This window comes from Palleronia marisminoris (assembly GCF_900172315.1).
GTDB lineage: Bacteria > Pseudomonadota > Alphaproteobacteria > Rhodobacterales > Rhodobacteraceae > Palleronia > Palleronia marisminoris.
This window is the reverse complement of record NZ_FWFV01000001.1, coordinates 664,891-678,165: the sequence shown is the minus strand read 5'-3', so window position 1 is coordinate 678,165 and position 13,275 is coordinate 664,891. Positions and strand designations below refer to the sequence as shown.

The window sequence follows — 13,275 nt, the reverse complement described above, 5'->3', positions numbered from 1 at the left end:
CCCTGATGGAGAGCGTCGAGGTCGCGCATGTGATCCGCTTCACAGCGACGTTTTTGCGCTGGCTCAAAGTGCGGTGCAGCCGGGCGCGCTACGAGGGGGCATGGAAAACCTCGATCAGCTAAGGGCCCTCGGCCTCTTCGACTCGCGCGTCCCGCGCTACACCAGCTATCCGACCGCCCCGGTCTTCTCCCCGGCGGTCGGTGCCGAGTTCCAGGCAGAATGCCTCGAGGGGCTCGACCCGGCCAAGCCGGTCTCGGTCTATGTCCACATCCCCTTCTGCGAGCGGCTCTGCTGGTTCTGCGCCTGCCGCACGCAGGGCACCAGGACGCTGAGCCCCGTCGAAAGGTACCTCGACACGATCGAGGCCGAGCTTGCGCAGGTCGCGGCCCACCTGCCGCGCGGCGTGCGGATGGGTCGGCTGCACTGGGGTGGCGGCACGCCCACCATCCTGCCGCCCGAGCTGATCCATCGCCTGTCGCAGAGCCTCAAGGCGGCGATCCGGCCCGCCGAGGACTTCGAGTTCTCGGTCGAGATCGACCCCACCATGGTCGATGACGCGAAGATCGCCGCGCTCGGCGCCGAAGGGATGACGCGCGCCAGCATCGGCATCCAGGACTTCCGGGATAAGGTTCAGAAGGCCATCGGTCGCGAGCAGTCCTTCGAGGCGACCGACCGCTGCGTCCGCGCCCTGCGCGCGGCGGGCATCGCGTCGCTGAACACCGATCTTGTTTACGGCCTGCCGCACCAGACGGTCGAGACGGTGCGCGCCTCGGTGGACAAGGTGCTGTCGCTGTCGCCCGACCGGGTGGCCCTGTTCGGCTATGCGCACGTGCCGCACATGTCCAAGCGGCAGACCCTGATCGACGAGGCGGCCCTGCCTGGCGACCTCGAGCGTCACCAACTCTTCCGCGCGGCGTCCGGGATGTTCCGGGCGGCCGGGCTGGACCCGGTCGGCATCGACCATTTCGCGCGGCCCGACGACGGCCTCGCCACCGCGATGCGGGCGGGTCGGCTGCGGCGCAATTTCCAGGGCTATACCGAGGATACCTGCGGCACGTTGATTGGTATCGGCGCCTCGTCGATCTCGCGGTTCGCGGGCGGCTATGTCCAGAACGCCGCCGCGACCGGAGCCTACACCCAGCGGATCGGGGCGGGCACGCTCGCCGGCTATCGCGGCCATTCCCTGACCGAGACGGACAAGCTCCACGCCCGCGCGATCGAGATGCTGATGTGCGATTTCAGGATCGACATGGCGGCGCTGAGGGCCGAATTCGCGGACAGCGACGCGCTGGAGCCGATCCACGCCACCGTCGCCGGGAAGTTCCCCGGCATGGTCGCGCGCGAGGGCCGCGACCTGCGGATCCGCGACGAGGGACGCCCCCTGACCCGGATCATCGCCGCCGAGTACGACGAATTCCGCAGCATCGGCGCGACCTATTCGAGGGCCTCGTGACGGCCCGCGCGGGCTTTGCATAGGCTCCGAAGACAGCGCCGGGCCAAGGGCGGCAACAGGCTCGATGAACTGGACCTTCACGGCATCCAGACCACCTTCCAGAGCCTTGACCGCGTTGAGCCAGACCTCGCGCGACCCGCGCCCGGAGACCGACTTGCATCAGGTGAACACCGCCATCGCCCTTGCCGGCTTCGTGGTCGTCATTGCCGGACTGATCTCGGATCGGCTCGGGTCGTTGCCGATGGCGAAGCCCATCATCGCGATGACAATGGGGATCGTCGCGGGGCCGGAGGTTCTGCGCTGGCTGCAGCCGCAGGATTGGCCCCACTCTCGCCTGATCCTGAAGGAGGCGGCGCGATTCACCCTCGCCATCTCGGTCTTCGGCATCGCGCTGCGCACGCCGAAGGAAAGCTACAGACATCTGCTGCGCCCCCTCGGCCTGCTTCTGACGGTCGGGATGCTGGTCATGTGGCTGGTCTCTGCCGGGCTAGCCTGGCTCTTCCTCGGGATTTCGCCGCTCATGGCATTGTTGCTGGGGGCCATCGTCACCCCGACCGATCCGGTCGTCGCCTCGTCCATCGTGACCGGCAGCGCGGCCGAACGAAGCCTGCCGGACCGGCTGCGCTCGACCCTGTCGCTCGAGTCGGGGGCGAATGACGGGCTCGCCTACCTGATCGTCCTGCTGCCGATCCTGCTGATCTCGCATGGCACATCGTCGGGCGCCTTCGACCGCTGGCTGGTCGATGTCCTGCTGGTGGGCGTGGTGCTGGCCGTCGTCGTCGGCCTGGTGATCGGCTATGTCGCGGCGGTGGCCTTGCACCACGCGGACGAGTTGGGCTGGGTGGGAAAGACCTCGCTGATCAGCCTCTCGGTCGCGCTGTCGCTGGTCGTGGTGTCGACGGCGAAGCTCGTGGGGTCGGACGGGATCCTCGCGGCCTTCGCGGCGGGAGCTGCCTTCAACTTCGGCGTGGATCGCGGAGAGGAGTTCGAGGAGCAGCAAGTTCAGGAGGGGATCAGCAAGCTCTTCAACCTGCCGGTCTTCACCATCTTCGGCGCGATGCTGCCGTGGCGCGAGTGGTTCGGCCTCGGCTGGCAGGTTCCGGCCTTTGCCGTCGCGATCGTCCTGCTGCGCCGTCCGATCGCCCTTCTGGTGACGGGTCGCTGGCTCGGGGCGGGGCTGGTCGGGCGGGACGCCGCGTTCCTCGGCTGGTTCGGGCCGGTGGGTGTCGCGGCGATCTACTATGCGCTCCACGCCGAAGAGCGTCTGCGCGATCCCGCGACATGGCACGTCGCGAGCCTCGTGATCGTCGTGTCGATCCTGGTGCACGGGGTCACCTCGGGGCCGGGCCTCGCCGCCTATCGGCGTGCTTCTGCCTGATCGCGGGCCCGCCCGTGGCAAACCGGCCCCACCGCGCCTACTTCGAACGCTTCGGGACGATTGCCCCCTCAAACTTGCGGACCGACCCCATAGGGGGTGCATGGGCTTCGGGCCTGTTCCGCAGACATGGAAAGAATGACGTGGTCGATATCGAATTTGACGGCAGGGACGCCGCCGCGCCTGCCGTCCGGGCAAGTTCACCAAGGGCCGTTCTGCTCGCGCTGGCGCTCGGCGCGTTTGCGATCGGCACGACCGAGTTCGCCTCGATGGCGCTGCTGCCCAACTTCGCCGCCGACTACGCGGTGACCGAGGCGCGCGCCGCGGATGCGATCAGCGCCTATGCGCTCGGCGTCACGATCGGTGCTCCGCTTCTCGCGGTGGCGGGGGCGAAGCTGCGCAAGCGGATCATGCTGGTCGGCTTGATGATCGCCTTTGCGCTGTTCAACTTCGTGTCGGCCTTCGCGCCCAGCTTCGGCACCTTCGTGGCCGCGCGCTTCTTCGCGGGCCTCCCGCACGGAGCGTATTTCGGCGTGGCCGCCCTTGTCGCCGCCTCGGTCGTGCCCCGCAACAAGCGGGCCTCTGCCGTGGCGCGCGTCTTCCTGGGCCTGACCACGGCCACCATGATCGGCGTGCCGGCGGCAAGCTGGCTCAGCCAGTTCATCGGATGGCGCGCCGGCTTCGTCATCGTCGCGATCACGGCGCTGCTGACGGCGCTGGCGGTCCTCGTCAAGGCGCCGCGGACGCCGGCCGATCCCGGCGCCGCACCGCTGCGCGAGCTCGGGGCGCTGAAGAACAGGCAGGTCCTGCTGACGCTTCTGACCGGGGCGGTCGGGTTCGGCGGGTTCTTCGCCGTCTATACCTACATCGCGTCGATGGTTCAGACGACGCTGGGCGCGTCCGAGACCGCCGTGGCGATGATGCTGCTGGTGGCGGGGGTCGGGATGACCGCGTTCAACCTGATCATGGCCGAGCTGACCGACCGGAACCTGAACCTGGCGGCCTATACCGCGTTCGGAGGCGGCGCCGTGGTGCTCGCGCTTTTGCCGATGGCCGTCGAAGGGGGGCTGTGGCCCATGGCGGTGGCCATCCTTCTGATGAGCGTGCTCGGAGGGGTCTCGACCACCCTGCAGACCCGGCTGATGAACGTCGCCGGGGACGCGCAGCAGATGGCTGCGTCGCTGCATCATGCGGCGTTCAACATGGCGAACGCGCTCGGGCCGTTCCTGGCCGCGCGGGCGATTGCGGCGGGCCACGACTTCCCGGTCGCGGGATATGTGGGCGCGGCGCTGAGCCTCGTGGGCCTCGTCCTCTACGCGATTACCCATTGGGACGCGCGGCGGTCGGGGATTGAGTAGGTCGCCGGCGGCGGTGTTCGCCGCCGGCCCTTGATCAGCGCGCCATCTCTTCGACTTCGGCGACCTGCGCATCGGACAGGTTCAGCCTGCGCTGCAGGTCTGCGAGGTAGGTGCGGTCGGCCTCGGAGTCGCCGTCCACGGCCGCGCGGGAGGCCATGTAGAACTCTTCGGCCGTCTCTTCGTCGTTGACCTGCGTGAGCAGCTCGTCGAGCGGCTTGGGGTTGGCGATCTCGCGCTCCATCACGGCGCGGTCCTCGGCGTCGCCCGCCTGGTCGATCTCGCCCATGATCCGCTGCCGCTCGTCCATCGACAGCGAGCCGTCGGAATAGGCGGCGGTGATCATCGCCCGGATGAGCAGAAGGGCGGTGTCGTTGCTGAGGTTCTCGGCCGCCTGCGCCTCTTCGCGCATGTCCTCCTCTTCGGGGGCCGGGGTTGCGCCCGCCGACGCGCCGCCGCTGGATTGAGACCCGCCGGTGACGGTGTTCATCACGTCCTGCACCATCCCCGACAGGCCGCCGCCGCCCTTGGCGCCAGAGCTGGTCCCGCCAGTCGAGGTGCCGGCCTTCGACTGCTGGTCCTGGTAGGCCTTGTAGGCCATGTAGCCGAGCGCGGCCATGCCGAGCTTGCCACCCATCATGCCGGTGCGCCGGCGTCGGCCAAGACCGCCCAGCATCGCCGCGGTGCCAAGCCCGCCACGCCGCCGGCCGCGACCGGCCATCCGCGTCGCGAGCATCGTGCCCAGTATTCTCTTGAGGCTCATGTTCGTCATCCTCGTTGTGCTTCAGGCGTGAAACAACCGATGGGCGGGCGATGTTCCTTGCGCTTCGCCCAGCGGCGATCCGAAGCCGCCGGCGAGATCTGCCGATCGCTGCTCGTCGGCCCATTCCGACGGGAAGCATCGAGAACATCATCAACCTTGGGCGTTCCGCCGACATTCAGAGTGGACAGTGTCAGTGTTCTACACTGACAATAAGTTACGATTCCCTGTGCGCGTCCAGGCGCCCGATCCCACCTTCGCGCGCCGCGAGGTGCCGCTCTTGCAGACCTACGTGGCGGGCAGCGACAGGACTGTCCTGCGCTAGGCGGCGCGCGGTCTTCCGATCGGCACGCCGCTGCGTCTCGTGCGAGAGCACCAGAATGACGACGACGCCCGCGCCGTGGCCGTGTGGACGCAGGACGGAACCAAGCTGGGCTACGTGCCGCGCATCGACAATCAGCCCCTGACCAAGGTCATGGATGCAGGACTAGCCCTGCGCGCGGTCGTCGGGAGTGACGGGCCCGATCGCCCGCGCCCGGACATACGCGTCGAGGTCACCCTCCCGCTTGCCTGAGGCACGGAACGGGCTGGTGGGTGATGACTTTCCCAACAGGAACCATGGTGGAGCAACCTAATGATCGACACGCGAACTCACGGTATCATCGACTACGTCACCGGCGTTCTTCTGTTCGTCGCACCATATCTGTTCGGTTTCGCGACCGGCGGCGTCGAGCAGTGGCTGCCGCAGCTTCTGGGCGCCATGACAATCGTCATGAGCCTGATTACCCGGTACGAGCTGAGCGTCGCGAAGGTGATCCCGCTGAAGGTGCACCTCGGCGTCGACATCGCCAGCGGCATCCTGCTTGCGGCGTCGCCGTGGCTCTTCGGCTTTGCGGACCTGATCTGGTGGCCGCACCTCCTCGTCGGCCTGATGGAGATCGCGATCCCGCTTCTGACCGATCGCGACACGCATGTCGGCGATACGCACCGTCGCGCCGGCCGGCGCTGACGTGGCCATCTCCTGTTCCTTTTCAAGCCGAGAGTTGCTCGCGATCGGATAACGAGATCGACCCTGAAAAGGTTGCGCCAGGGCAGGCGGGGCGAAGGCCTAGGCGGCGTCGGACGTGGCGGGCCGGACGGCGGCAATGATCGGGCCGATCACGCGGGTGGCGATCGGGATCATTGCGAAGCCCAGGATCAGGCCGATGACGCCGTCGAGGAACGCGGTCACGATCCACTCGATGGTTCCGGTATAGGCGGGAACGGGATGACCAGCCGACACAGCGATGCCGTGGATGACTTCGTAGGGGGCGTGCCAGCCCATTTCGTGCAGGCCGTGCACGATGATCGATCCACCGACCCAGACCATCGCGGCGGTTCCGATGACGACGAGCGCCTGCATGACGTACGGCATTCCCTTCACGATGCCTCGGCCAAGCCTCGGGACAAAGCCGCTTTCACCTCGTGCCGCCATGTGAAGGCCGACATCGTCCGCCTTCACGATCACGGCCACAGCGCCGTAGACGGCGATGGTGATGATGACCGCGGCAACCGCGAGGCTGAGGGCGGTGAGGACGAACGGACGATCTGCGGGCATCGCGTTCAGGACGATGGTCATGATCTCGGCCGAGAGGATGAAGTCGGTCTTGACCGCGCCCTTCACCTTCTTCTCTTCCAGCTTGGCCGCAGACATCTTCTCCTTGACCAGATCCTCGTCGTGATGATCGGACGGATTGATCTTGTGCCAGATCTTCTCGGCACCCTCGAAGCACAGGTACAGCCCGCCCACCATCAGCAGCGGCGGGATTGCCCACGGCGCGAAGGCCGCAAGCAGCAACGCGATGGGCAGCAGGATGACCAGCTTGTTGAAGAGCGAGCCGCGCGCGATCTTCCAGACGATCGGCAATTCCCGGGCGGCAGAGAAGCCCGAGACGTATTTCGGCGTCACCGCCGCGTCGTCGATCACGGCGCCGGCGGCCTTGGACGAAGCCTTGACCGCTTGCCCCATCACATCGTCCACCGAGGCCGAGGCGACCTTGGCGATGGCCGCCACGTCGTCGAGAAGGGCTACCAGTCCGCTCATCCGTTGCGTCTCCGTGTTGGCTGCAGCTTGCGAAGGGTAGGTCTCGGGGCGCGGGAGGACAGGGCGCGAGGCGCCCCGTCCCTCATTCCGCCGCGACGGCGGTGATGTGGGGCTCTTTCGTCTCTCTGCCCTTGCGGGTGAAGAGCCGCATGACCACGACGAAGAACAGCGGCACGAAAAGCACGCCCAGCACAGTGGCCGAGAGCGTCCCGCCGAGCACGCCCGACCCGATCGCGTTCCGACCCCCTGCGCCAGCACCCGAGCTCAGCACAAGCGGCAGGACCCCCAGCGAGAACGCCATCGAGGTCATGATGATCGGCCGGAACCGCTGCCGTGCCGCATCGACCGTGGCCTTCAGCAGGGTTTCGCCCGCATCCAGCCGTTCCCGGGCGAACTCCACGATCAGGATCGCGTTCTTGCCCGTCAGGCCGATGACCGTCAGCAGCCCCACCTGGAAGAACACCCCGTTCTCGAACCCGCCCAGCGTCGCGCCGATCAGGGCGCCGAGGACCCCGATGGGCATGGCCAGCATCACCGCGAAGGGGATCGTCCAGCTTTCGTAGAGCGCGGCGAGCGACAGGAACACCGCCGCCAGCGAAAGCGCATAGAGCAGCGGCGCCTGGTTGCCCGACTGGCGTTCCTCGAGCGAGAGGCCGGTCCAGGCAAGCTCGAACCCCGGCGGAAGTTGGGCCGCGAGCCGCTCCATCTCGGCCATGGCCTCGCCGGTCGTGACGCCGGGCGCGGGCGAGCCCTGAAGCTGCATCGACGGCACGCCGTTGTAACGGTAGACGCCCTGCGCGCCCTGGCTCCAGTCGCCGTCCGCGAAGTTCGAGAACGGCACCAGCCCGCCGGTGTCGTTGCGCACGCGCCATTTCTCGATGTCGGACGGGGTGGACCGCGCCTCGGCCTCGCCCTGCACGTAGACGCGCTTGATCTGGCCGCGGTCGATGAAGTCGTTGACGTAGCGACCCGCCCAGGCCGTCGACAGCAGGCTGCTGACATCCGTGGCAGACACCCCCATCGCGCCGGCCTTGCGCCAGTCGATGTCGATGTTGAACTGCGCCGCGTCCTCCAGCCCGTTGGGACGGGCCGACGCGATCAGCTCGCTTTGCGCAGCCATGCCCAGAAGCTGGTTGCGGGCTTGCAGAAGCTCGTCATGGGTCTGGCCCTGCCGCGCCTGCAGGTAGACGTCGAAGCCCGAGACGTTGCCAAGTTCGATCACCGAAGGCGGCACGATCGGGAACACCATCGCGTCCTGGATCTGCGAGAACGCCCCGAAGGCCCGCCCCGCGACGGCCTGCGCGCTGAGCGACGGGTCGGTCCGTTCCTCCCAGTCCTTCAGCCGCACGAAGGCGAGGCCCATGTTCTGGCCCGCACCGCCGAAGCCGAAGCCCGCCACGCCGAACACCGATTCCACGGCCGCGCTTTCGTTCTGCAGATAGTGGTTCTCGACCTGCTCGATCACGTCGAGGGTACGGTCAAGCGTGGCGCCGGTGGGGGCCTGGATCATCGTGAACAGGATGCCCTGATCTTCTTCCGGCAGGAACCCGGTGGGCGTGCGCACGAAGAGCATCGCCATCGCCACGGCCAGCGCGACGTAGATCAGCCCCATGCGGAACGGGCGGCGCACGATCCAGCCGACGAGGCCGGCATAGCCGCCCAGCGTCTTGTCGAAGCCGAAGTTGAACCACTTGAACGGGCCGCGCTTCTTGGTCTGATGCTTGGCCTTCAGCAACGTCGCGCAGAGGGCCGGCGTCAGCGTCAGCGCCACCACCACCGACAGCGCCATGGCCGATACGATGGTGATCGCGAATTGCTGGTAGATCACCCCGGTCGAGCCGCCGAAGAACGCCATCGGCACGAACACGGCCGACAGAACCATGGCGATCCCGATCAGCGCGCCGGTGATCTGGCCCATGGACTTGTAGGTCGCGTCGCGCGGCGACAGGCCCTCTTCCTCCATCACGCGCTCGACGTTCTCGACCACCACGATGGCGTCGTCGACCAACAATCCGATCGCCAGCACCATCGCGAGCATGGTCAGCGTGTTGATGGTGAAGCCCGCGACGGCCAGCACGCCGAAGGTACCCAGAAGCACGACCGGGACGGCCAGCGTCGGGATCAGCGTCGCCCGGAAGTTCTGCAGGAACAGGTACATCACGAGGAAGACGAGGATGATCGCCTCGACGAGCGTGTGGATCACCTCCTCGATCGAGATCTCGACGAAAGGCGTCGTGTCGTAGGGGATGACGTATTCGATGCCCTCGGGGAAGTTCTGCGAGAACTCGTGCATCCGTTCCTCGACGGCCGTGGCGGTTTCGAGCGCGTTGGCACCGGGCGCGAGGCTGATCGCCATGCCGGCCGACGGGTCGCCGTTGAAGCGCGACTCGAAGGCGTAGCTTTCGGCGCCGATCTCGACCCGGGCGACGTCGTCGAGCAGCACGAGGCCGCCGCCGGTCTCGGCGCGCAGGACGATCTGGCGGAAATCCTCGGGCGTTTGCAGAAGCGACTGGGCGGTGATCGTGGCGTTCAGCTGCTGCTCGCCCGCGGTGGGGCGGGTGCCGAAGGCGCCTGCCGAGATCTGCGCGTTCTCTTCCGACACCGCCGCGACCACGTCCGATGCGGTCAGTCCGTAGGCCGACAGTTTCGACGGGTCGAGCCAGATGCGCATGGCATAGGGCGAGCCGAAGACCTGCACGTTGCCGACACCGTCGATCCGGCTGATCTCGTCCGTCAGGTTCGACGACAGGTAGTCCGACAGGTCCGCCTGGTCATAGCTGCCGTCGGGCGAGATCAGCGAGACCACCTGCAGGAAGCCCGAGGACGACTTCTGCACCGTCACGCCCTGCCGCTGCACGGATTCCGGCAGAAGCGACGTCGCCTGGCTGATCTTGTTCTGGACCTGCACCTGCGCGATGTCGGGATCGGTCCCCGTCTCGAAGGTCAGGGTGATCGAGGTAGAGCCCGCCGAGGACGAGGTCGACGAGAAGTAGCGAAGCCCGTCAAGGCCGGTCATCTGCTCTTCGAGGACCTGCGTGACCGTGTTCGCCACGGTCTGCGCCGAGGCGCCGGGATATACGGCATTGACCGACACGGTGGGCGGGGCGATCTGCGGGTACTGGGCGATCGGAAGGGTCCGGATGGCAAGGATGCCGATCCCCATGATGAGGATCGATAGCACCCACGCGAAGACGGGCCTGTCGATGAAGAAACGTGCCATGGATCACTCGCCTCCGGCTTCGGTTGCGGCAGCGGCTTCGGCCGCCTGCCGTTCCGCAGGCGTGACGGTGGCGCCGGGGGCCACCTTCTGCAGGCCGGCGACGATCACCCGGTCGCCCGGCTCCAGCCCGCCCTCGACGATCCAGTCCGTTCCGCGATCCTGGACGACCGTCAGGTCGCGGCTTTCAACGACGTTCTCGGCGTTCACGACCAGCGCGCTCGGGTTGCCGCGCCGGTCGCGCGAGACGCCCTCCTGCGGCACGAGGAACACGTCGTCGGCGGTGCCGGTCGGCATTTCGACCTGCACATACATCCCCGCCAGCAGAAGCCCGTCAGGGTTGGGGAACGACATGCGTAGAACGACCACGCCGGTCTGTTCGTCCACGTGCGGCTCGGCGGCGCTGAGCTGGCCCTTGGCGTCGTAGGTCGAGCCATCGGCGAGGGTCAGCGACACCTCGCGCTCTCCATCCGCTTCGGGGCCCTCGCGGCGGCGCCAGGCCAGAAGGTCGGCCGCCGACTGGGTCACGTCCACATGCACGGGGTCGAGCGCGCGGATAACGGCCAGCGGCGTCGTCTGGCTGGCCGTGACGAGCGCACCCTGGCTGGCCTCGGAAAAGCCGATGCGGCCGGAAAGGCGGGCGCGGATCTCGGTCCGGTCGAGCTCGATCTCGGCGATCTGCAATTGCGCCTTCGCGGCTTCCAGCCCGGCGGCGGCGGCGTCGCGCGCGGAAACGGCGTCATCCTCGGTCGCGGCGGACGAGATGCCGCGCTCGCTGAGGGTCTGCGTGCGTTCCGCCTCACGCTCGGCGGCGCGCAACTGCGCCTCGGCCTGCGCGACGGCCGCGCGGGCCTGGGCCACGGCGGCCTCGTAGCTGACGGGGTCGATGCGATAGAGCAACTCTCCGGCTTCGACGAGGCTGCCTTCCTCGAACAGGCGCTCGGTCACGATGCCGCTGACCTGCGGACGAACCTCTGCCTCGGACGAGGCATGGACGCGGCCGGGCAGGGTGGAGGTCAGGGTGACGTCCTGCGGTTCGAGCGTCACGACAGTCACGCCCGGCGGCGGGGCGTCCTGGGCGGATGCGCCGCTTGCCGCGGCAAGCACGAAGAGGGCCGCGACAGCCGCGGGTTTCATGAAGCTGGCCATGTCGATCTTTCTGTGGTGTGCCCGCGCGCCCTTGATGTCCGGCAGGCCGAAGAATAGGAAACTCCGTGGTTTCCTAAATTCGGACGGTGAGGCTTGCAAGATCCGAAGCGCGCGAAGGGCCTGTGCGGTGGCGCAGAATCCACGGAAAGATCGAGCGGTGATCGAGGAAGAGGCCGACCGCCCGTTATGTCATCGGAAGATCGCATCGACCGGATCTTCGACGCGCTGGACGCCGTGTTCGACCGGCACGGCCTCGACGGGACCACGATGTCGGCGATCGCGGCCGAGGCGGGCATGTCGAAACGCACGCTTTATTCGGTGTTTGCTGACCGGGACGCCCTGTTCGGTGCCTACCTGGGCCGCATCCGTCAGGAGTTCGTCCACGACCTGACCGACGAGGATCGCGCCCTCCCGCTCGAGGACCGGTTGCGCCGCCTGCTCGCGCCGATGCCGCGGCCGCGCCCCTCGGGCCTGCCGCTGGCGGTGCTGCGCATGGCCGTCGCGGGGGGTGAGTCGGGGCCCGAGGCGACGCGGGCCTGCCTCGGCAGCTTCGTCCTGCGCGACCGGGCGCTGATCCGGGACGAGCTCGACCGGGCGGTGTCGCGAGGCGAGGCCCGCATCGACGACACCGCGCAGGCCGCCGCGATCCTCGAGGCGATGGTGCGCCCGTCGATCGGGGATATCCTGTTGGCCCCCTCGACCTCGCCGGACAAATGCTCGCAACGCGCCCGGTTCGACGCGGGGCTCGCGATGTTTCTCAGGGCGGTCGACGCCGAGCGCGGCTAGTCCGGCGCGCCCCCTGCGACATGAAGATCGACGCGATGCTCGGCGCATCTGCGGACGAAGGCGTCGGGCAGGCTGCGGTCGGTGAAGAAGGCGTCGAGATCGGTGAGGGTCGCGACCCGGACCGGGGCGTTGCGCAGGAATTTCGAGTGATCTGCGACGAGGAAGATCCGCCGCGCCTGGTCGATGATCGCCCGGGTCACGCCGACCTCCTGCATGTCGAAATCCAGGATGTCCCCCTCGTCGTCCAGGGCCGAGCACCCGATCACCGCGATGTCGAACTTGAAGTGCCGGATGGTGCGGGTCGTGAGGTCTCCGACGAGGCCGCCATCGGACCGCCGCAGCGTCCCCCCGGCCAGCACGATCTGGCAGTCGGGGTTCTTCGCCAGTGTCGTGGCGACGTTGATGTTGTTCGTCACCGCCAGGATGTTGCGATGCGCCAGCATCTTCTCGGCCACTGCCTCGGTGCTGGTCCCGATATTCAGGAACACCGAACAGTCGTTGGGGATTTCGGCGGCGCAGGCGGTCGCGATCGCCGCCTTCGCGTCGGCGTTGAGGCCGCGCCGGTCCTCGTAGCCGATATTCGTCACGCCGGAGGGCAGGACGGCACCGCCGTGGACGCGTTCCAGCCGGCCCGCCTCGGCCAGGTCGGCAAGGTCGCGGCGAATGGTCTGCAGCGTCACGCCGAAATGCTCGGCGAGTCCTTCGACCGTCACCTTGCCATCGCGGCGCGCGATCTCGATGATCTCGGGGTGGCGGATCGTCAGGGACATGGATGTTCGTTTTCTTTCGTAGTCGCTCGTCGTTCATTTCGCGACTATGGGCGTCAAAACTGGTTGAGTGAAAGAAAAAAACGAGTATGACCGAAAATTCACCTTCCGCCGATGGGGTGCGACATCGCAAACCGAAAGAAAGCGAACGTTCACGGTTGCCGTACGCGCACGAGTGCGATACTCGATAGGCCAAGGTGAGGTTTGGGGAGGCCGGCGATCATTCGGGGAATTCCATGGACTTCGTCCGCGACCGGCGACGGCGACGTTATCTTGCGTCGCTTTCGCGCCAGGCTGCGCCTGAGCCATGGACAAGACGCCGAATTGCGG

At 67.5% G+C, this 13,275-nt stretch carries 11 protein-coding genes; 6 read left to right on the top strand and 5 right to left on the bottom strand.

Features of this window, described 5'->3' with window-relative positions; all coding sequences use genetic code 11:
- Positions 1–100: 100 nt before the first annotated feature.
- The 3 genes from hemN to PAM7066_RS03330 all read left to right on the top strand — a co-directional run bounded on the left by hemN (position 101) and on the right by PAM7066_RS03330 (position 4,186).
- A complete protein-coding gene (gene hemN / locus PAM7066_RS03340) occupies positions 101–1,453 on the top strand; it encodes an oxygen-independent coproporphyrinogen III oxidase (protein ID WP_085852686.1) in 1,353 nt (450 codons plus the stop codon).
- Between the two features lie 106 nt (positions 1,454–1,559).
- Positions 1,560–2,831, top strand: coding sequence for a cation:proton antiporter domain-containing protein (locus tag PAM7066_RS03335; protein ID WP_175484548.1), 1,272 nt, complete (start codon positions 1,560–1,562; stop codon positions 2,829–2,831).
- A 140-nt stretch (positions 2,832–2,971) separates the two neighbouring features.
- On the top strand, positions 2,972–4,186 hold the full coding sequence (locus PAM7066_RS03330) for an MFS transporter (protein WP_245749571.1): 1,215 nt from the start codon (positions 2,972–2,974) through the stop codon (positions 4,184–4,186).
- A 34-nt stretch (positions 4,187–4,220) separates the two neighbouring features.
- On the opposite strand, the gene PAM7066_RS03325 is transcribed toward PAM7066_RS03330, so the two are convergent.
- Positions 4,221–4,946, bottom strand: coding sequence for a tellurite resistance TerB family protein (locus tag PAM7066_RS03325; RefSeq protein WP_085852683.1), 726 nt, complete (start codon positions 4,944–4,946; stop codon positions 4,221–4,223).
- Positions 4,947–5,286: 340 nt separating this feature from the next.
- On the opposite strand from PAM7066_RS03325, the gene PAM7066_RS03320 reads away from it, so the two are divergent.
- Positions 5,287–5,517: an HIRAN domain-containing protein gene (locus tag PAM7066_RS03320; protein ID WP_085852682.1), complete on the top strand. Its 231-nt coding sequence runs from the start codon at positions 5,287–5,289 to the stop codon at positions 5,515–5,517.
- 60 nt (positions 5,518–5,577) lie between these two features.
- On the top strand, positions 5,578–5,952 hold the full coding sequence (locus PAM7066_RS03315) for an SPW repeat domain-containing protein (protein ID WP_085852681.1): 375 nt from the start codon (positions 5,578–5,580) through the stop codon (positions 5,950–5,952).
- Between the two features lie 99 nt (positions 5,953–6,051).
- Here PAM7066_RS03315 and PAM7066_RS03310 read toward each other — a convergent pair whose 3' ends face one another.
- The 3 genes from PAM7066_RS03310 to PAM7066_RS03300 all read right to left on the bottom strand — a co-directional run bounded on the left by PAM7066_RS03310 (position 6,052) and on the right by PAM7066_RS03300 (position 11,380).
- Entirely contained in the window at positions 6,052–7,026 is a 975-nt protein-coding gene (locus PAM7066_RS03310) for a DUF808 domain-containing protein (protein ID WP_085852680.1), read from the bottom strand.
- 82 nt (positions 7,027–7,108) lie between these two features.
- A complete protein-coding gene (locus PAM7066_RS03305; protein ID WP_085852679.1) occupies positions 7,109–10,246 on the bottom strand; it encodes an efflux RND transporter permease subunit in 3,138 nt (1,045 codons plus the stop codon).
- Between the two features lie 3 nt (positions 10,247–10,249).
- The gene (locus PAM7066_RS03300) at positions 10,250–11,380 is read right to left on the bottom strand and encodes an efflux RND transporter periplasmic adaptor subunit (protein ID WP_245749570.1); all 1,131 of its coding nucleotides are present in this window, start codon (positions 11,378–11,380) and stop codon (positions 10,250–10,252) included.
- A gap of 198 nt (positions 11,381–11,578) precedes the next feature.
- Here PAM7066_RS03300 and PAM7066_RS03295 point away from each other — a divergent pair, with 198 nt between their 5' ends.
- Entirely contained in the window at positions 11,579–12,178 is a 600-nt protein-coding gene (locus tag PAM7066_RS03295) for a TetR/AcrR family transcriptional regulator (protein ID WP_085852677.1), read from the top strand.
- On the opposite strand, the gene PAM7066_RS03290 is transcribed toward PAM7066_RS03295, so the two are convergent.
- Positions 12,175–12,948 carry a DeoR/GlpR family DNA-binding transcription regulator gene (locus PAM7066_RS03290; RefSeq protein ID WP_085852676.1) on the bottom strand — a complete coding sequence of 258 codons (774 nt, stop codon included), beginning with the start codon at positions 12,946–12,948 and terminating at the stop codon, positions 12,175–12,177. The genes PAM7066_RS03295 and PAM7066_RS03290 overlap by 4 nt on opposite strands.
- Between the last annotated feature and the right edge of the window lie 327 nt (positions 12,949–13,275).